The following is a 19,225-nucleotide window of genomic DNA, read 5'->3' as shown; positions in this document are numbered from 1 at the left end:
CGCGGTGGAAACGCTGGTCGTGATCGTCAACTACCGCACCGGATCTTTGGTGGTGGACTGCCTTCGATCGCTCGCATCCGAGCCAGATGTCCGGGAGGGCCGGGCGTGTGTGGTCGTGGTGGACAACGCATCGGGCGACGGCTCGGCCGCGCGGATCCGCCAAGCCATCGAGACGAACGGGTGGCAGGCGTGGGTGTCGGTCCTGGAGTCGGAGCGCAACGGGGGGTTCGCCTACGGCAACAACCTCGCGGTTCGCGCGGCACTTCAGTCCGGTCGGCCGCCAGCTTACTTCTGGCTCCTCAACCCGGACACCGTGGTGCGGCCGGGAGCGCTTGGTCATCTCGTGCAGTTCATGCGCCAGCACCCTGGCGCGGGGATTGCCGGAGGGGGGATCGACGAGGGCGACGGTCGCGCCTGGCCGTACGCCTTCAGGTTCCCGTCTGTCTGGAGTGAGCTCGAAAACAGCTTGCGTCTGAGGCTGGCCAGCCGCCTGCTCAGCCGCCATGCTGTGGCCCGTCGCATGGGGGATCGTCCCGAGGAAGTGGAGTGGGTGTCCGGCGCGACGATGATGGTGCGCCGGGAGGTGTTCGAGGCCATCGGGTTGATGGACGAGGGTTATTTCCTCTACTTCGAAGAGACGGACTTCTGTCTGCGCGCGGCCAGGGCGGGATGGCGCTGCTGGCATGTGCCTCAATCCCGGGTGATGCACATTGCTGGTCAGAGCACTGGTCTGACCGGGCGGCTAGCGGTCGTGCCGCGGCGCCCGGCCTACTGGTTCGAGTCCCGCCGCCGCTACTTCGTGAAGAACCACGGCTGGCTCTATGGTGCTCTGGCTGACGTCGTTTGGATCCTGGGATTTGCATCCTGGCGTGTGCGTCGCTGGATGCTGGGCAAGGAGGATACCGACCCGCCCAGGATGCTCCTCGACTTCATTCAGCACTCCGTGCTGTGGCAACCGGGCCTGTGGCGGGCTCGACGAGAAGTCCCAGTGAATCAGAGGGCGGCGCGATCCTGAGCGCGCCAGGCATCATGTCGCCGATCCATGTCACGCGCCCAGTTCTGCCGCCGCTGCAGGAACTTCTGCCGCACCTGCAGGAGATATGGGATCGGCGGATCCTTGCCAATGCTGGCCCGTTCCATCAGCGCTTCGAGGCGCGCTTGGCCGAATACCTCGGCGTCGATCACCTGAGCCTGTGCAGCAATGCAACGGTCGGGTTGATGATGGCTTTGCGGGACATGGGTGGCGAGGGAGAGGTGGTGACGACACCGTTTTCGTTCGCGGCCACGGCCCATGCAATTGCATGGGCCGGATTCACGCCGGTCTTCGCGGACGTGGAACCCGAGTCCTTGAACCTTGATCCCGAGGCCGTCGAACGTGCGTTGACCCCTCGCACTCGGGCCATCCTGGCGGTTCATTGCTACGGGCATATCTGCAACGTCGAGCGTTTGGCAGAGATCGCTCAGTCCCGGGGGCTCAAGCTCATCTACGATGCTGCCCACGCCTTTGGCGTGCGTTGGCGGGGGCGCAGCGTGCTGCGGCATGGAGACCTGTCGGTCCTGAGCTTTCACGCCACCAAGGTCTTCACCACCTTCGAGGGGGGTGCCATCGTGGCCGCGGATCCTGCCACGAAACAGCGCATGGATCGCTTGCGCAACTTCGGTATCGTCGACGAGCACGCCATCGAAGGCCTCGGGCTCAACGGGAAAATGAATGAGTTCTGCGCGGCCCTGGGCCTGGTGCAGCTCGATCACGTGGAACAGGCCATCGATGAGCGTCGGCGGATCGATCAGCGCTACAGACAAGAGCTGTCTGAAGTCCCGGGGCTTCGCTGCCTGGGCTGGCGGGATCCCGAGACACCCAACTTCGCCTACTTCCCCATTCTGGTCGATTCGGCCTACGGCATCACGCGCGATGCGCTGCAGGCAAGGTTGCGGGAGCACGACATTCATGCTCGGCGCTACTTCTCCCCGCTGCTCAGCGATCTGCCGGCCTATCGGCATCTGCCCTCGGCCGCGCCGTCGAACCTGCCGGTGGCTGTGGGGGCAGCATCCCGTGTCCTGTGCTTGCCCATCTTCCCCGGATTGCGGGTCGACGAGCAGGATCGGATCGTCGAACTCGTTCGGGGGGCAGGAGGGTAGATGGAAGCGATCGCGCAGCAGGTCGGCCACGGGGCCATCGTTCCCGGACGCCCCGGCGATCTCGGAAGGCCCCGTCTGACCCACCTGGGTGAACACCTGGGAGTCCGCCTGTGGCTGGCGCACCTGGACGAGGATCTTTCGGCGGACGAGGCGGCGCTGCTGTGCGAACAGGAGCTTCAACGCGCAGCACGTCATCACCGCGAGGAGGACCGGCGACGTCGGCGGGTGGCCCGCTGGGCCTTGCGAATCGTGCTTGCGCAGACCTTGGGCCTGGAACCAGCCACCCTGCGGTTCCAGACCGATCCGCAAGGCAAGCCCCATCTGGCCGGGAGCGGTCGAGCGGCCTGTCATTTCAACCTGAGCCACGCACAGGACCTTGCCCTCATCGGCGTGTGCGCACAGGCTCCGGTGGGGGTCGACCTCGAAATCCTGGCCCCGGTCGCCGATCTGGCCGGTGTATCGAGCCTGGTTTTCACGCCGGCTGAGCGTGACGAACTTGCACGGCAGGCTGGGGCTTACGACACTGCCTTCCTACGGGGCTGGACTCGCAAGGAGGCCTGCCTCAAGGCTGTGGGGACGGGGCTGGGGCTGGACCCTGCCGGCGTGGAGGTCGGTCTGTCCACGCAGGATCGTGAGGTGCGGCTGCACCTGCCGAGTCACGGGGCGCGGGCGATCGTGGCACTGCGGTCGCTGCCGGCGTCGGGCATGGACGGCACGCAGACTCCTTGGGTCGCGGCTGTTGCACGGCTTGTCGGGACCACCGGTGCATGGCCCGAGGTCGGTGGAGTCGGGTCATGCTGAACCTTCCGCTGCTGCGACGTCAATGTCAACGTCTTCTGGTGTGGCGTGCCCCGGAGCTGGCCCGCATGGCTTCGCGGTCCTGGACCGTCTGTCCGGCCGAGACGGTGCGGATTCCGCCCGCCCTCACGCTGCCCGGTGCAACCGAGAAGATCAAGGCGCTGTCTCCCTGGCGGGACTGGCGCAGTGAGAAGCTGCTGCTGGAAGGTGGGTGGATCGAGCATGCGGCCTGCACGACCCATCTGCTCGAAAGGGTGGACGTGGTGGAGGCCTTCCTCTACTGCGGTGCGGCCAGGGATCAGGTCGGTTATGGGGCAGAGCGATGGTTCTATGAAGGGCTGGGTCCGCGCATCGCGCTGGACACGGCCGAGCTGGCCACCAGCCGCAGCGGCAGCCACTTCTTCGGCACCTTCTTGCTCGACGACATGCCTTTGGGCCTCTTGTCTCAGGGCAGGGAAGACGTCATCGGCATGGTCAAGCGCCCCTACGAGCACGAAGAAGGCTATCGCCGTCTGCTCGATCTGCCACGCCCCAGAGAGGTCCGGCATGCCCACATCGGTCGGTTGACGATCCACGTCGACTTCGCGCAGAACTCGCACAAGCGCAGGCGCTACGAGGAACTGAGATCGCGTCTTCGGCGGCACCTGACATCGGTGGTCGCATGCCGCGGGGCAGGAGTGTATGTGCGCAGAGGACTGAGCGGAGAGCCTCGTGTGCTCAGCAACGAGGAGGAGGTGGTGCGCGTACTGTCCGATGCCGGCTTCGATGTGCTGGATCCGGCAACGCTGACGGCCGATGAGATTGCCAGCCGGTCCCTGGAGGCCCGGATCGTGGTCGGTGTGGAGGGTAGTCACCTGTCGCATGCTATCTACAGCATGGCTGAAGATGGGGCCTTCCTGGTGCTGCAGCCTCCCGACCGCTTTGCGTTGGCGTACAAGGAGTATGCCGACCGCATGGAGATGCGCTTTGCCTTGCTGGTCGGAGACCGGGCGTCTCAGGGATTCTCCGTGCCGGCCAGCGATCTCCTGAGGATGCTGGACAGGTTGATCTGAGGGACTTGGAAACGGCGGTGGAACATGGTCCTGGAAGGACAACGGAAGCTGCAACCCACCGAAGCGGCGCGGGAGCTGGTGCTCCTGCCCAGCTTGAAGGCCAGCCCAGGCCCTGGCGGAGGATGGGTTCTGACCCGCAAGTACCTCAATGGGGTGGCCGAGTACGCGAGATCCTGGCCAGGGCCGGTCACCAGCCTGGTGAGGCTTGCCGATGAGCCCCTCTCGGATATGGATCCGGTCGAGGTGGGCCCTGGCGACGCCGGGCCCAGGGTCGAGCTGCGACCCTCCGATCCCCACGCCTTCCGGGAGCGCCTGCGTCACGCAGCCGCCGTCCTGGCATTCTTGTCCCCTTTCGAACTGGAGACGGCGCGGTTGTGCCATGAACTGGGCGTGCCGCTGATCTTCACCAGCGAATACACGTTGCGTACCGAGTGGCAGATCCTCGAGGCGGAGGTGGTCAATCCCTTGCTGCGGTGGCGACGAAAGCTCTGGGCGTGGCAGGCCGAGCGTAAGCGCCGGGACGCTCTCCGGCTCGCCACAGGGCTTCAGTGCAGCGGCACCCCCACATACGAGGTCTATCGCCGCATCCGCCCGGATGCGATGATCTTCTTCGACAACCGGGTGCCTCGGCATGCCGTCATTCAGACTCCGCAACTGTCGCTCAAGCGAGTAAAGCTCCTGGAGGGCGGCCCGCTGAGGCTGGTGTTTGGCGGGCGTCTGATCGCGATGAAGGGGGTGCGTGACCTGCCGCGCTTCGCCCTTTCTCTCAAGCGGATGGGGGTGGCCTTCACGCTCGACATCTACGGTCGCGGCGTGCTCGAGCGCGAGCTCGAACATGACATCCAGGCCAGGGGGTTGCAGAAGGAGGTGAGGTTGCGAGGTGTCATGGATTTCGACAGCGAATGGATACCGATGCTCAAGGACCGGGCAGACCTCTTCATCTGCTGCCACCCTCAGGGCGATCCCTCCAGCACCTACCCCGAAGTCATGTCCTGCGGCGTGCCGATCGCGGGGTATGCCAACGAGGCTTTCGTCGGCGTGGTGGGGCATTCGAGCGCAGGGTGGGTCAGTCCGATCGGAGATCCGCAGGCGCTGGCTTGCCTGGTGGCCCGACTGTCGAACGACCGAGGCGAGATCGCGCGTGCTGCCGAGGCGGCGAGGCGCTTCGCGCAGCGCCACGCCTTCGAGGCCACGTTTGCGGCGAGGGTGGCACACATAACGCGTCTGAGCCGGCTGCCCGAAGCCGAGCTGCGCCTGGCTGATCGACATGCGCCCGAAGCGCGGGTGACAGCATGACATTCGCCGATGTCGGGGTGGTGGTGATCGGACGCAACGAGGGCGGGCGTCTGCTCCGGTGCCTCCAATCCGTCCGAGGCGAAGCGCAGGTCGTCTATGTCGACTCCGGGTCGACGGACCAGTCGGTCGAACTGGCACGGCGCATGGGCGCCCAGGTGGTGGAACTCGACATGCGCCAGCCTTTCACGGCGGCCCGCGCCCGCAACGCCGGTTGGCGCCGCCTGCTTGAATGCTGCCCGGGCATCGAATATGTTCAGTTCGTCGATGGGGACTGCGAGGTGGTTTCCGGCTGGCTGTCCCTCGCGAGAGCCTACCTGCGTGATCATCCCCGTGCTGCAGCGGTTTGCGGCCAGCGCCGAGAACGGCATCCCGAGCGGTCGGTTTACAACCGCCTGTGTGACCTGGAGTGGATCAAGCCGCCAGGCATTATCCAGGCCTTCGGGGGTGACGTGATGCTGCGCGCCGACGTCCTTGACGCCAGCGGAGGCTACCGCGACGACCTGATCGCTGGCGAGGAGCCCGAATTGTGCGTAAGGCTGCGCCGGGCAGGCTGGGAGATCCACGCACTGCGCGACGATATGACGCTCCACGACGCGGCGATGACCAGCTTCCGGCAGTGGTGGCAGCGCGTGGTGCGCAGCGGTTATGCCTACGCCGCGGGCGTGGCGCTCCATGGCCGCTCGCCCGAACGGCACTGGGTGCGTGAATCGGCGCGCACATGGTTCTGGTCGCTGGGCCCGATGGTGCTCGTCTTGGTATTCCTGCCTGCCTGGGGACTGGGTGCGCTGGCCATCCTCGGTGTCTACCCCTTGCAGGTCCTGCGGCTGTTTCTGAGGAGCGAAGGCTCATGGCGCGATCGCGGCTTGCAATCCGTGTTTCACACGCTCAGCCGATTTCCGGAACTCGTGGGCCAATGCCGCTACCTGCGCGATCGATGGCAGCGGCGACCTTCACAATTGATCGAATACAAATGATCGACCTTCTTCGATGGCGAGTCCTGGCTCGGTGCTGCGCGATGCGGGGCCGACAGGTTCGTTCTGGGGGTTGACCATGGGCGCAGACTATCTCCTGGCTGTCCAGGCGGCTGCCTTCCCTGTTTCGCCCACCGCTTTTGCAACGGAAAGCGCCTTTGCGCAGCATCTGCGCGAGTTGCGTGCCGGTCTGGGCGAACAGTTCGATCGGCTCGTGCTCGTGGCTCCGTGCATGACCGAGGAACAGTACGAGACGCAAAAGGCCCATCTCGGCATCGTCGACCTGCGGACGGACGGGGTGGCATTCCTCCCTGCACACACGACGGCGACAACCCCTTGGGGGTTCTGGCGGCGCGAGGTGGGGCGCATCTGGCGGGAGGTCGGCGTCGCCGTCTCGAAGGCGGCAGTCGTGCACTCGGGAATGTCCACCGACCTGTGGCGTCCTTTGATGGGATTGGTCAATCTGCGGGCATGGTGGGCTGGCAGGCCGGTGATCTTCATCGTGGACATCGACTTCCGTCAGCACTCAAAGCGCTATCACCGGCTGGGTCTGTGGGGCCTGCGCAGCTATTGCGTCAACCGCTTGCTCTACGATCCTCTCAAGTGGATGCAGGTCTGGCTTGCACCGAGGATGTTCCAGTTGGTGTTGCTCAAGAGCGCCAGCATGGTGCAGGACTTCGGGCGGGGCCGGCCCAACGTGCGCAACTTCTACGACACCGTTCATGGTCCCGACGATGTCCTCGATGAACTCTCCCGGCAGGCACGCTTGGAATGGCTGAAGCAGGATGCGCAGACGCTGGAGGTGGTCTTCTTCGGGCGACTGGTGCCGTACAAGGGTCTGGATCGCGCCATCGAGGCCGTCCGCCTGGCTGGCGAGCAGGGCTGCGATGTGAGACTGACGCTGATCGGGGAAGGCGACTGCCTGGCGTCGCTGCGTCGGCAGGTGACACAGGCCGGCCTGAACGACCGGGTGAGGTTCGAGCCTGCGGTGCCTTATGGGGCCGCGTTGTTCGAGCGCCTGGCTCGGGCGCACGTCTGCGTGGCCTGTCCGCTGGTCGAAGATACGCCCAGGGCCGCTTTCGACGCGATGGCACGAGGCCTGCCCCTCGTGGCCTTCGACATCACCTATTTCCGGGATCTGGCCCAGCAAAGCGGGGCTGTGGCACTGGCACAATGGCCTTCCGCGCAGTCGTTGGCAGATCAGTTCAAGGCCTTGCATGCCAACCGTGCCAGACTGGCCGAGATGGCTGATCGAGGACTGACATTCGCACGTCAGAATACGCAGGCATACTGGCTCGCACGTCGGCGTGACTGGATGCTGGAGTTGCTGCATCTGCCCGGTGCGCAGTCCCGGGCGTGAACGGCCCTTCCTCGGTGGTGGATGGCAGGTCCGGCGCAACCGCCGGTGCCGCAACTCGGAGGTGTTGATGAGAGCCAAGAAAAACAAGGTCGGGCGGCGTCTATCCGTGCACGTCGGCCTGGTGCTGATGCTGGGAGCCTGTGGAGGAGGGGTAGGCTTGCAGGCCACGACCGAGACCTCCGGTGTGTCCGCGATGGCGCCTGGATCGATCGACCCCACCGTCACCGCGCGCACTTGCACGCAGGCCACGGCCTGGTCCGGGGAGCAATCCAGGTCACAGTCCATCGTCGCGCGTGTGCATGCTTCGCGAACCGCAGGCGTGGCGCCAATGGCCCTCCTTGTCGACGCAACCGCCACGAGCGCGGCCAGCTCCAGCGTGGATGTCTACAGGGAGGTGAGCTACACCTTCGATTTCTGTGATGAGCGGGGCGAACGTTGGAATCTCACCGGCCTGCCGAAGAACACCCAGACCGGTGGTCCGCTGGCGGCCCATGTGTACGACCTGCCCGGTGTCTACACCATCCACATGCGGGCGACGGATGCCTCGGGGGGGCATTCTGTGGCCACGGTCACGGTGGTGGTGCACAACCCCGACATCGTCTACGAAGGTCGTCGCACGGTATGCGTATCGCCGACGGCGAACTATGCGGGGTGCCCGAGCGGGGCGCTGACGCAGACGGGGCTGCCCAGCAGCTACAGCGGCAAGCGCGTGCTGCTGCGCCGTGGCGAGAGCTTCGGCCAGATCAACATCCGCCACGGCGAGCGCAATGTCATCGTGGGCGCCTTCGGTTCGGGCAACAAGCCGCGCGTGGCCTCGGTGCGCATCGGCTCGGGACGTCCGGACACGGCCTCGTTTGCCGAGGACGTCACCGTGATGGATCTGAACATTGCCGACGGCATCGTGCAAGACAACTCGGCGGCGCGGCTGCTGCTGTACCGCAACGACCTGGCCGATGCAGGCAACAACAACCGCATCTGGATCGGCGCGGCGCTGGACTACTGGGCCAGCAGCGACCCGTACCGCACCATCTCGCCTGGCCAGTTCTACAACCCGCGCGAGATCTTCATCGTGGAAAACCGCATCCAGGGCGGCAGCCTGTCCAACGACAGCCCCATCCTGGGCACGGGTTCACGCATCGCGCTGCTGGGCAACGACATGGGCTACGCCAACCAGCACACCGTGCGCATCGGGCGGCTGCACAAGGGGGTGATGGCCCACAACGCCATGCGCGGCCGCTCCTCCGACGGCATCCGCCATGCGCTCAAGCTGCACTCGGGCGGTCTGGGCAGCTACACCGACAGCTACAACGGCAGCACCTGGGCCACGCGCCAGGTGGTCATTGCCAACAACCTGTTCGGCGATGCGCAGGACAACAACCAGTGGACGGTGGCCGTCAGCCCGCAAAACGGCGTGTCCGCCGAGGGGCTGGAGGACGTGATCGTGGAGAACAACCGCTTCGTACGAGGCTTGCGCACCGCCTCCGACTTGGTGATCACCGGGCGGCGCATGACCTACCGCGGCAACGTGCGCGTCGACGGGGGGGCGCTGGGCGTGAGCCTCAACGGCCACGGCGAGGCCCTGCCGACCGACTGGCGCGGCCCCTACTACAGCCAGTGAACTATCGCTTGCGCCACCCCAGCACCACTCAACACACCGCCGGGCCTTGGCCCGGCTTTTTTCTGGCCGGATCAGGCGACCGAGAAGAGGATGGCGCTCAATCCCACCACCGTCATGCTTTGCCAGTCGCGCAAGGCAAAGACCAGGGGATCGTCGTCGACTTCGCCTCGATGCGTTTTCATCCACAGCCGACTGACCCAATAGAGCAGCAACGGGGGCACCAGCCACAACCACAGAGGGTTGTCGTAAATAGCAGGGATGTTCGGGTTGTTGATGTACAGCGCGAACACCAGCACGGCCACCATGCCGGCGCTGGTTCCCACCGACATCAATACGGGCAGGTCGGTGACGGTGTAGCCGCGACCGGGGAGACGGTCACGGTCTTGTTGCAGCGTCACCAGCAGCTCCGAGTAGCGCTTGACCAGAGCCAGGCTCAGAAAAATGAACATCGAGAACGCGAGCAGCCAGAAGGACGGGACGATGTCGGTGGCCGCCCCGCCAGCCACGACGCGCAACGTGTACAGACCTGCCAGCATCAGCACGTCGACCACCACCTGGCGCTTGAGAGCAAGCGAATACGCCAGTGTGCACAGGAAATAGCCGGCAAGCACCACAACGAACTCGATTGGCAGCCACCATGCCGTGGCAAACGAAGCGCCGAGCAGGGCCGGAATCAGGAACGCGCCATGCCAGACGGGAATGAGGCCGCTGGCGAACGGGCGATGGCGCTTGCGCACATGCCGTCGATCGGCCTCAAGGTCGACCAGGTCGTTGAGGACATAGACCGCCGAGGCGCACAGTCCAAAGGACAGGAATCCGAGCAACGCCGGCACCCACCCGTCCAAGGAGGTGAGCCGGTGCGCCGCCACCAGGGGCACGAACACCAGCACGTTCTTGAGCCATTGGTGCAACCGCAAGGCCTTGAGGTAGGCGCTTAGGCCCGGGCTGCGCGAAGGAATCACGCGACTGACCTGGGTGGTGGACCTTGCCGCCTTGATCAAACGGTCATCGGACGAAACCACCACGGCCTGCCGGGCAGCCGACCACACCGGGAGATCCTTGCGGTCGTTGCCGACGTAATCGAAGCCCTTGAGCCCGAAACGTTCGCTCAACTGATCGCTCTTGCGCGATCCGCTGAGGTTGGTCGGCCCGTCCGTGGCGAGGACATCATCGAACAGACCCAGGTGCCGCGCCAGGGGTTCTGCCAGCAGACGGTGTGCCGCCGTCGCGAGCACGACCGGGCGGCCCGCTTCGCGGGCTTGGCGAGCCAGCGCCACCACCTCCTCGTTGAGGGGCAGGGTCGACCAATCGAACCGGACCGCCTGCGCCAGCCGCTCCTTCAGGAAGGCCTTGCCGCGCAGCAGCCACCAAGGCAGCAGCAGCAGCTTCCACGGAGCATGTTTGAGCAAGAGGAATACGGACTCGTGCAGCAGATCGGTGCGGATCAGCGTGCCGTCACAATCGACGCACAGCGGGACGGTCGCAGTGGTGGAGTTCATGGGATCGACAGGATCATCCGCCCGATCAACTGCGGGCAAGCAGGACGACACCTCCGACGATCAGGAGTGTGCCTCCCACCCGGGCCAGATTGAGCGTGTCGCCATGGACCCACCAGCCCAGAAGCATGGTGACCACAAAGCCGAGACCGACGAACGGATAGGCCAGGCTCACTTCGACTCGGGCCAGCACCAGCAGCCATACCAAGGCGCTGCTGAAGTAAATTGCCAAGCCGCTCAGTACCCAGGGATTTGTGGCGATGCCCAAAGCCGACGACCACCCGCCCTGGGCCAAGCTTTCGGCCACGCGAGGGTGGCTCATTCCGGCCTTCAGGACAATCTGCGCCAGCGAGGACAACAGGACGCTCGAAACGATCAGGGCGAGAACATTCTTGTTCATGGCGTTGGCCTCGATGAGGCAGACGTCACGGCGTGTCGGTCCTTCAGCCACACCACAGCCCAGGACGCGAAGATTGCGAGGATTCCGTTGAGGGGAACGTGATAGCGGTCCTGGCCGACGGTGAGCACCGGCACGGCGACGAACAGGGCACCGACGAGCACGAGCGGATGCAGCACGCCGATGCGCCCACGGGCCAGGGCCAGGCCCAAGCCCAGCAAAGCCAGCGTGAAAAGGCCTGCCCAGTACAGGCTGGAGAGGAGCTTGAGCGGCATGATGGCGCCGCCCCCCCACGAGCGCCGCAATGCAGGCTCGTTCCAGGTGACGCCGATCGACTCCCGGCCAAACGTGGCCACGAGCCGCTTCAGCGACAGCGCCAGATAGCGCTGCGGGTTGTCGAGGATGAACTCGACGGCCGCGCGCTTGAGATGGCGGTCGCGTTCGACTTCGTGGCTCGGCGCGTCGCTGGGCAGGTCCATGTAAACCCCCGTGGAGTCCGGGTTGTTGCCCATCCACAGGTTCGGACCGAAGTTGGTCGAGACCAGCACCGGGGTGCCGAACAAGGCCTGGTTGCGCAAGGCCCAGGGGGCGAGCATCGCCGCGGCCACGATGGCAGCCACCACGGCCGACATCGACGCATCGCGCCAGGCCCGTTCCTGCCAGGCCTGGGCCAGGGGCAGGATGAAGAACAATGGCAACGCCGTCGGACGCACGTAGACCGCGGCGCAAAGAAACCCTCCCCACAGGACCGCCCGGGGCAACGGGGCGATAGCACGATGCCCCCAGGCGTAGAGCGTGGCCATCAGCAGCACGAGGAACAGCAGTTCACTGGCCAGGATGGTGGTGAACTGGATCATCAGCGGCCAACAGGCGACGAACCAGGCTGCCACGGCAGCGGTTCGCGCATCGAAATAACGTTGAGCCAATGCGTGGGTCAAGGCCACGGCAAGCAGCCCCAACAGGAGGTTGAGCACCACGATCGGGACCGGGCCTGCCCCGAAGACGTGATACAGGGCGCCATACAGGGCCGCCGTTCCGACCGGCCAGTACGCCGTGAGCTGACCATCCGCATAGGCATAGCCCCGACCGGCAGCCAGGCTGCGGGCGAACTCGTCGTAGATGCCGCTGTCGGACACCGGCTCCACCGGCACGCTCCAGGCCCAGAGCAAGCGCAGCACGAGCGCTGCGGTCAGCGGCCACACCAGGCTGAGGGCTGCGGCCGGTATCGGCTCCCGGGTCGCAATGCCCGCAGGGTTGGCCGCAGGAGCTGACGAGGACGGTGTCATGCGGGTCATGAAGGCGATGGCCAGGAACGGGAGCACCGCAGGTCCGGTGCATGAGACTCAGGCCGAGTGGTCTCGTCCGATGGGCGTTGGAACCGGCCACAGTATGAAGGGGAGGTCCGCCGACGTCATGCACCCATCCAAGGGGGATCGGTTGATGGTGACTCTCGGGCACCGTGAACGAGGGGCTGTCTCGCGGGCCGGCCCCGGGTATGCTCGTCGCCGAACACTCTTGTTGCCACACCGTGTGCCCTTGCGGATCCCCATGAATGACGCCTTCGGCCGCTATGTGCTGATTTCCCCCTGCCGCAACGAGGCTGCCTACATGCGGCACACGCTGGACAGCGTCATCGCTCAAAGCGTGCGGCCGGCCCTGTGGGTCATCGTCGATGATGGCTCCAGCGACGAGACCCCGTCGATCCTGGCCGACTACGCCGCCCGGCATCCGTGGATCAGGGTGGTCACCCGGCCCGACAGAGGGCATCGGTCCGTCGGCCCCGGCGTCATCGATGCCTTCTATGCCGGCTATGACACCATCGATCCTAGAGACTACGACTACCTGTGCAAGCTGGATCTGGATCTTCATCTCCCGCCACGGTACTTCGAGATCCTGATGCAGCGCATGACGGCAAACCCACGCATCGCAACCTGCAGCGGCAAGGCTTATGTCGAGGACGATGGGGGACTGGTCTGCGAGCGGCACGGCGACGATACCTCGCTGGGCATGACCAAGTTCTACCGGGTCGAAGCCTTCCTGGCCATCGGTGGCTTCGTGCGTGAAGTGATGTGGGATGGCATTGACTGCCATCGCTGTCGCATGCTGGGGTGGGTAGCCTGCAGCTGGGACGAACCCCAGCTGCGTTTCGTGCACCTGCGCCCGATGGGATCGAGCCAGCAGGGCATCTACACCGGGCGCATGCGCCATGGGCAAGGTCAGTACTTCATGGGCACGGGATTCGTGTTCATGCTGGCCAGTGCGATCTTCCGGCTGAACCAAAAGCCCTATGTACTGGGTAGCGCAGCGATGTTGTGGGGATGGCTGCGCAGCGCGCTGGAACGACGTCCCCGGTACGACGATCCGCAGTTTCGGCGATTCCTGAGGCGCTACCAATGGCGGGCCCTGCTGCTGGGAAAGAAGCGGGCCCTGGCAGCCGTTGAATCCTCGCGGGCCTGATCCCGCCCCCACAACCCATCGAGCACAGCACCATGTGTGGCATTGCAGGCATCGTCGGCCGACTCGACCCGGACGTTCGGGAAGCGCTCAGGCGCATGAACGACGCGCAGTCGCACCGGGGGCCCGATGCACAAGGCACCTGGGAATCGACCGCTGACAGTGAGGGATGGGGGGTGATGTTGGCCCATCGACGCCTGGCGATCCTGGACTTGTCTGCGGCTGGTGCGCAACCCATGGTCGACCCGGTCCATGGGCACGTGGTCGTGCTCAATGGTGAGATCTACAACTACGTGGACCTGCGGCGCGATCTGATGCAACGTGGTGAGACCGTGGCTTCCAGCGGAGACACGGCCGTGATGCTGCGTAGCCTCAGCGTCGATGGTCGCACGGCGCTCGGCCGCCTACGCGGCATGTTCGCACTGGCCTTCTGGAACACGCACTCGCGCGAACTGACACTGGCACGCGACCCTCTCGGGATCAAGCCGCTGTACATGATGCGCAACCCGGATCCGGGCGGCGCATGGTCCGTGGCTTTTGCCTCCGAGCTGAGGGCCCTGCTGGCCAGCGGTCTTCTGCGCGACGCCAGGCTGGATCCGCAGGCCGTCGCCGGCATGGTGTGGAGCGGATTCACGGTAGGGCCCGGGACCGCGGTTTTGGGGATCGAATCACTCTGGCCAGGCGAGGCCTGTGTTCTGGACGGGCGGGGACGCGAAACCGCCCGCCATCGTTTCTGGCAGGCACCGTCATCGGTCACGCAGGATCCGGTCGACGAGGAGGAACTGGGGGCCTGCCTGGAAGAGTGCGTGCGACTGCACCTGGCCAGCGATGTCCCCTTGGGAATCTTTCTGTCCGGTGGGGTCGACTCTTCGGCGGTGGCGAATCTTGCCCAACGCTCCTCGAGCGTGCCCGTCCATACCTTCACTTTGGCTTTCGAGGAACAGGAGCGCAACGAAGGGCCTTTCGCCAGGCGTATCGCCCAGGCCATCGGCACACGACACACCGAGGTCGTTCTCAGCGAGCGTCACTTCATCGATCGCCTGGATGACGCGCTCGACAGCCTCGACCAGCCCAGCTTCGACGGTCTGAACTCGTACTTCATGTCGCATGCCGTACGGGGCGCCGGCTTCAAGGTGGCGTTGGTGGGCAGTGGCGGAGACGAACTGTTCGGAGGCTATACGAGCTTTCGGGACCTCCCCAGGATGTGGCGATGGTCCCGTAGAGTCCGCCCCATTCCGCGCGCATTGCAACGCGGTGTCGCGTCCATGGTGTCGGCAGCCCTGAGCCGCTCGCAGCGGGGTTATCCAGCGCAGACCCGCTGGGCCAAATTGCCCGACATGGTCTCGCACGGGGAAGACCTGCTGGCCTTGTACCAGTTGGCCTATGCGCTGTTCCTGCCCAAGACACAGAAGGAACTATTGCACGAAGGAATTTTCGCGCACCACGGCATCGGCCTGCCCCCTGCGATGATCGATCGCCTGAGGGGCGAGACGTTGGGGTTGCCGCCGATGCAGACAGTGAGCATGCTCGAGCAGCGCCTCTTCCTGGGGGAGCGGTTGCTCAGGGACACCGACGCCACCAGCATGTCAGCCTCGATCGAGATCCGCCTGCCGCTCGTGGACCAGGTCCTCTTCCACCAAGTGGCACGCCTTCCCTCCTCGGTGCGCTATGAACCTGTACGGACCAAGGCCGTGCTGCGGCGTATCGGCCTGCGAGGACTGGATCCCTCGCTTTTCGATCGGCCCAAGAGCGGGTTCGAACTGCCTTTCGATCGTTGGTTGCGACAAGCCCTGGGCGGTCGGATCGACGAAACCTTGCGCAACGCCCGCCAGGTGGAAGCCGTGGGCCTGAATCCACGGGCCGTGGTCAGGCTCTGGGAAGCCTTCCAGGCCGGCTCACCCGGCCTCTATTGGTCGCGCGTGTGGGCCTTGTACGTCCTCATCCGCTGGTCTCATCGTCACCGCGTCCTGCTCTGATTGTGTCCACCTCATCACCATGCGCCTCACATCTCCTCGCTATCCCGGTCTCGACGGCATCCGGGCCTTGGCCGTCGCAGCCGTAGTATGGGACCACACCCAACCCTATGACGGCATGCCGCCCTTGCTGCGACATGGCTTTCTGGGCGTGGACGTGTTCTTCGTGCTCAGCGGGTTCTTGATCACCGCCTTGCTGCTGCACGAGCGCGCCTCCCGGGGCCGCATCTCGCTGGGCAAATTCTTCATCCGTCGCTCCTTGCGCATCTTTCCGTTGTACTTTGCGGTGATGGGCCTGTTGGCGATCTATTTCGTCTTCATCGCGCCGGCAGCCTCGTCTCAACGAAACGCCTTCCTCACGGAACTGCCCTATCACTTCACGTACACCAGCAACTGGGTGCCGATGGAAACCATGATGGGACTGACCTGGTCCCTGTCCACGGAGGAACAGTTCTACCTGCTGTGGCCTGCGATGCTCGCCTTCCTGGAGTCCTGGGCATGGCTGGTCATGCTGGCCTTTCTGGCCCTCAATCAGGCCATCAACTTCGGATGGATCGACGGATGGTTGCAGTCGGTGGGACTGTCCGCCGGCTCCCTCGAAATCCTGCAGTGCACTTTCACGCCCATCATCCTCGGAGCCATGCTGGCCTTCGTCCTGTCCAACGCACATTGGCGGGATCGGCTGGCCGCCTGGCCCTCGTGGCCGGTGCTGCTCTTTACTGCGGGCGTGCTGCTGGTCAGCGCCAGCTGGCCGGGTGATATTCGGGGATGGCCGCGACTTGGATTCCAAGCTGCCACGGCCCTCCTTCTGGCCTGCATCGTGCTGCACCCGGAGGCCCCCCTGGCACGCATCCTCGAATGGCGACCGCTGGCCTATGTCGGCACCGTCAGCTACGGCATCTACCTGCTTCACATGTTTGTGGTCCATGTGGCACGGCGGGTGCTGGTGGATATCGGGGCTGCGGACAACCTTCTGCTGTTCCTGCTCAGCCTTGCCGGCACGGTGGCCGCAGCCGGCCTGAGCTACCGCTACTTCGAGAGGCCCCTTCTCCAGCTCAAGGATCGCTTCCGGTGAACCACGAACTGCGCCTGTCCAATCGACAGGAAACGCCCACCGGGTCGGACTCTTGCGTCGACCCAGGTGCCACACTCACGATTCGTGCGGACGGGCCGTACAAGGTCGCCTACCTGGTCAATCACTACCCAAAGGTCAGCCACAGCTTCATACGCCGCGAAATCCGGGCCCTGGAGGCACAGGGGATGGCGGTGATGCGTACATCGATCCGCGGTTGGAACGAACCCCTGCCCGATGCACGAGACGAGGAGGAGCGCCAACGCACACGCTATGTGCTCAAGAATGGATGGAGCGGTTTGCTCATCGCCGTGCTCAGGGCCGCACTGTCCCGCCCGGGACGGCTCATCCATGCCTGGTGGCTGGCCACACGACTGGGCTGGCGTTCGGGACGCTCGATCGCCTATCACTGGGCTTACCTGGCCGAAGCCTGTGTCCTGGGCCACTGGATGCATCAGGAAGGGATCGCTCACGTTCATGCCCACTTCGGAACCAACTCGACCGACGTGGCAATGTTCGCCACCGTGCTGGGCATGGCACGGTCCTACAGCTTCACGGCGCACGGCCCCGAAGAATTCGATGGCCCCCGCGCCCTGGCGCTCACGGAGAAGATCGAACGGGCCCAGTTCGTCGTCGCGATCAGCAGCTTCGGTCGCAGTCAGTTGATGCGCTGGATCGGACCAGAACACTGGCATAAGGTGAAGGTGGTGCATTGTGGCCTGGATGACATGTTCCGTCGGACCACTGCGCAGTCGCCCCCTGCGGTCCCCCGCCTCGTATGCGTCGGAAGGCTGTGCGAGCAGAAAGGGCAGCTTCTTCTGATCGATGCCGTGGCACGCCTGGCCCAACGGGGAGTGGACTGCGAACTGGTGTTGGCAGGCGATGGCGAGATGCGCGCTCAGATCGAAGACCGGATCGTGCGGCACAGTCTCCACGGACGCATCCGGATCACCGGATGGATTTCGGGAGACCAGGTTCGCGACGAGCTTCTGGCGGCCCGTGCCCTGGTGCTGCCGAGCTTCGCAGAGGGTCTGCCTGTGGTGCTGATGGAGGCCATGGCCTTGCAACGCCCGGTAGTGTCGACCCTCGTGGCGGGCATTCCCGAGCTGGTCGTTCCCGAGGAATGTGGATGGCTGGTGCCTGCCGGTGATGTGGAGAGCCTCGCCGATGCCATGCAGCAATGTCTCGAGACCCCGGTGGATCGGCTGGCGCAGATGGGCCAGGCCGCTCGACAGCGTGTCCTGCAACGGCACGATGTCGACCAGGAGGCCCGCAAGCTGTACGGCTTGTTGGCTCATGCCACGGATGAGGGTCGGAAGGTGGTGTGATCGTGAACTTCAGCCGCCCCCTGCTCCAATCTCTGCAGCGTCCGTTTCGCGCGGGAGTGCATGAACTGCGACTGCATTGGAAGCGTCGCCTCAGCCCGAGGGTGCGCCCTGTCGTTGTGATCTTTCCTTCCAATCAGCCGTGGGATCCTGCCAGCAACCTGCGGGCCTGGCTGGTCGCTCCCGAGCTGGAGCAATTGGGCTGGCGGGCGATCGTCGCGCCTGAGCCCCTGACGCTGTCTCAGCGCAGAAGGATTCTTCGGCTGGAGCAGCCTGATGTGGTGCTTCTGCAGCAGACGCGCCATCCACTCAACCGTCCGGCCCTGTATCCAGGCTATCCCTGTGTGCTGGATGCCGATGATGCCGACTACCTGGACCCTCGATACCAATCGATGATTGCCCAATGCGCGCGCGATGCAGCCGCCGTGGTGGGTGGAAGCCGGTTCGTTGCGGACTGCCTCGGCCGGCACAATCCAAGGAGCCACGTGATCTGGACCGGCACCCCCTGGCTCGAACAGCCGGCCCGGATGGCGCCGGCCCAGCGTCCCGCGGTGGTCGCCTGGGCGCATTCCTCACCGTTGGACTATCCTGAGGAAGCCGCGCTGGTGCAACGCGTGATGATCGAGGTGGCGCATCGGACGGCCTGCACGTTCTGGTTGTTTGGTACTCACGAGGACCGGGCAGGCGCCTGGTTGGCCCCGCTGCGTGCAGCAGGAGCCCGCTGTGAAGCCATTGCGCCACTGCCGTACGCCGATTATTTGGACAAGGTCGCCCAGGCGGCTGTAGGGCTGCAGCCGGTGTGCACCAGCAATGCGTTCAGCCGAGGTAAGTCCTTCGGCAAACTCCTGGCCTACCTGAACGGGCGGGTGGCGGTTGTGGCATCCGATGCCGTCGACCACGGCTTGTTCTTCCGCCACGGATGCAATGGTTATCTCGTGGGTGATGAGCCTGCCGACTGGGTGGAATCCATCGTCACCCTGCTCCAGGAACCCTCATTGCGCGAACGCGTGGCCAACGCGGGCTACGATGATGCGCGCCGCCGGTTGACGACCAGGCGATTTGCCGAACTGCTTGACCCCGTCTTACGCGAGGCGGCATCGCTGAAGCGAATGGTTCCGACGCTTGTTCCGGGAGATGGAGAGGAACGGCCGGCCCCACGGGGCAGTGCGTGAGGGATGCAGGCGGAACCCCAAGGCCCGGCGGTGTGTTGAGTGGTGCTGGGGTGGCGCAAGCGATAGTTCACTGGCTGTAGTAGGGGCCGCGCCAGTCGGTCG

Annotated in this window: 16 protein-coding genes; 13 read left to right on the top strand and 3 right to left on the bottom strand. The window is 65.0% G+C overall.

Annotated elements, in window-relative coordinates:
• The first annotated feature begins 4 nt into the window (after window positions 1-4).
• From ACK42S_RS01415 to ACK42S_RS01380, 8 genes are all read left to right on the top strand, one after another.
• Complete coding sequence (locus tag ACK42S_RS01415) at window positions 5-1,015, top strand: glycosyltransferase family 2 protein (protein ID WP_409702495.1); 1,011 nt, start codon at window positions 5-7, stop codon at window positions 1,013-1,015.
• A gap of 14 nt (window positions 1,016-1,029) precedes the next feature.
• Window positions 1,030-2,139, top strand: coding sequence for a DegT/DnrJ/EryC1/StrS family aminotransferase (locus ACK42S_RS01410; protein ID WP_409702493.1), 1,110 nt, complete (start codon window positions 1,030-1,032; stop codon window positions 2,137-2,139).
• The gene (locus ACK42S_RS01405) at window positions 2,140-2,940 is read left to right on the top strand and encodes a 4'-phosphopantetheinyl transferase family protein (RefSeq protein WP_409702491.1); all 801 of its coding nucleotides are present in this window, start codon (window positions 2,140-2,142) and stop codon (window positions 2,938-2,940) included. It begins immediately after the preceding gene.
• The gene (locus ACK42S_RS01400) at window positions 2,934-3,989 is read left to right on the top strand and encodes a glycosyltransferase 61 family protein (protein ID WP_409702489.1); all 1,056 of its coding nucleotides are present in this window, start codon (window positions 2,934-2,936) and stop codon (window positions 3,987-3,989) included. The genes ACK42S_RS01405 and ACK42S_RS01400 overlap by 7 nt, the downstream gene beginning before the upstream one ends.
• A 24-nt stretch (window positions 3,990-4,013) precedes the next feature.
• Window positions 4,014-5,285, top strand: coding sequence for a glycosyltransferase (locus ACK42S_RS01395; protein WP_409702487.1), 1,272 nt, complete (start codon window positions 4,014-4,016; stop codon window positions 5,283-5,285).
• The gene (locus ACK42S_RS01390) at window positions 5,282-6,259 is read left to right on the top strand and encodes a glycosyltransferase (RefSeq protein ID WP_409702485.1); all 978 of its coding nucleotides are present in this window, start codon (window positions 5,282-5,284) and stop codon (window positions 6,257-6,259) included. Before ACK42S_RS01395 ends, ACK42S_RS01390 begins: the two co-directional genes overlap by 4 nt.
• Before the next feature lie 31 nt (window positions 6,260-6,290).
• Entirely contained in the window at window positions 6,291-7,616 is a 1,326-nt protein-coding gene (locus ACK42S_RS01385; RefSeq protein ID WP_409702483.1) for a glycosyltransferase family 4 protein, read from the top strand.
• 67 nt (window positions 7,617-7,683) lie between these two features.
• Complete coding sequence (locus ACK42S_RS01380; protein ID WP_409702481.1) at window positions 7,684-9,234, top strand: PKD domain-containing protein; 1,551 nt, start codon at window positions 7,684-7,686, stop codon at window positions 9,232-9,234.
• Window positions 9,235-9,305: 71 nt separating this feature from the next.
• Here ACK42S_RS01380 and ACK42S_RS01375 read toward each other — a convergent pair whose 3' ends face one another.
• From ACK42S_RS01375 to ACK42S_RS01365, 3 genes are read right to left on the bottom strand one after another with little or no spacing between them, the layout of a single operon-like run.
• A complete protein-coding gene (locus ACK42S_RS01375; RefSeq protein ID WP_409702516.1) occupies window positions 9,306-10,733 on the bottom strand; it encodes a UbiA family prenyltransferase in 1,428 nt (475 codons plus the stop codon).
• A gap of 25 nt (window positions 10,734-10,758) precedes the next feature.
• Entirely contained in the window at window positions 10,759-11,130 is a 372-nt protein-coding gene (locus ACK42S_RS01370; protein WP_409702479.1) for a hypothetical protein, read from the bottom strand.
• A complete protein-coding gene (locus ACK42S_RS01365; protein ID WP_409702477.1) occupies window positions 11,127-12,449 on the bottom strand; it encodes a glycosyltransferase family 39 protein in 1,323 nt (440 codons plus the stop codon). The genes ACK42S_RS01370 and ACK42S_RS01365 overlap by 4 nt, the downstream gene beginning before the upstream one ends.
• 226 nt (window positions 12,450-12,675) lie before the next feature.
• Between ACK42S_RS01365 and ACK42S_RS01360 the strand changes: the two genes are divergently transcribed.
• From ACK42S_RS01360 to ACK42S_RS01340, 5 genes are read left to right on the top strand one after another with little or no spacing between them, the layout of a single operon-like run.
• Entirely contained in the window at window positions 12,676-13,584 is a 909-nt protein-coding gene (locus ACK42S_RS01360; RefSeq protein WP_409702475.1) for a glycosyltransferase, read from the top strand.
• Between the two features lie 32 nt (window positions 13,585-13,616).
• Entirely contained in the window at window positions 13,617-15,557 is a 1,941-nt protein-coding gene (gene asnB, locus ACK42S_RS01355; RefSeq protein ID WP_409702473.1) for an asparagine synthase (glutamine-hydrolyzing), read from the top strand.
• A gap of 19 nt (window positions 15,558-15,576) precedes the next feature.
• A complete protein-coding gene (locus ACK42S_RS01350) occupies window positions 15,577-16,629 on the top strand; it encodes an acyltransferase family protein (RefSeq protein ID WP_409702471.1) in 1,053 nt (350 codons plus the stop codon).
• Window positions 16,626-17,954: a glycosyltransferase gene (locus tag ACK42S_RS01345; RefSeq protein WP_409702470.1), complete on the top strand. Its 1,329-nt coding sequence runs from the start codon at window positions 16,626-16,628 to the stop codon at window positions 17,952-17,954. Before ACK42S_RS01350 ends, ACK42S_RS01345 begins: the two co-directional genes overlap by 4 nt.
• Before the next feature lie 2 nt (window positions 17,955-17,956).
• The gene (locus tag ACK42S_RS01340; protein WP_409702468.1) at window positions 17,957-19,123 is read left to right on the top strand and encodes a glycosyltransferase; all 1,167 of its coding nucleotides are present in this window, start codon (window positions 17,957-17,959) and stop codon (window positions 19,121-19,123) included.
• Window positions 19,124-19,225: the final 102 nt, after the last annotated feature.

The sequence above is a fragment of the Caldimonas sp. genome, from assembly GCF_046289365.1.
Taxonomy (GTDB): Bacteria; Pseudomonadota; Gammaproteobacteria; order Burkholderiales; family Burkholderiaceae_C; genus Caldimonas.
The sequence above is the reverse complement of the archived record's forward strand: the minus strand, read 5'-3'. Positions and strand labels throughout refer to the sequence as shown.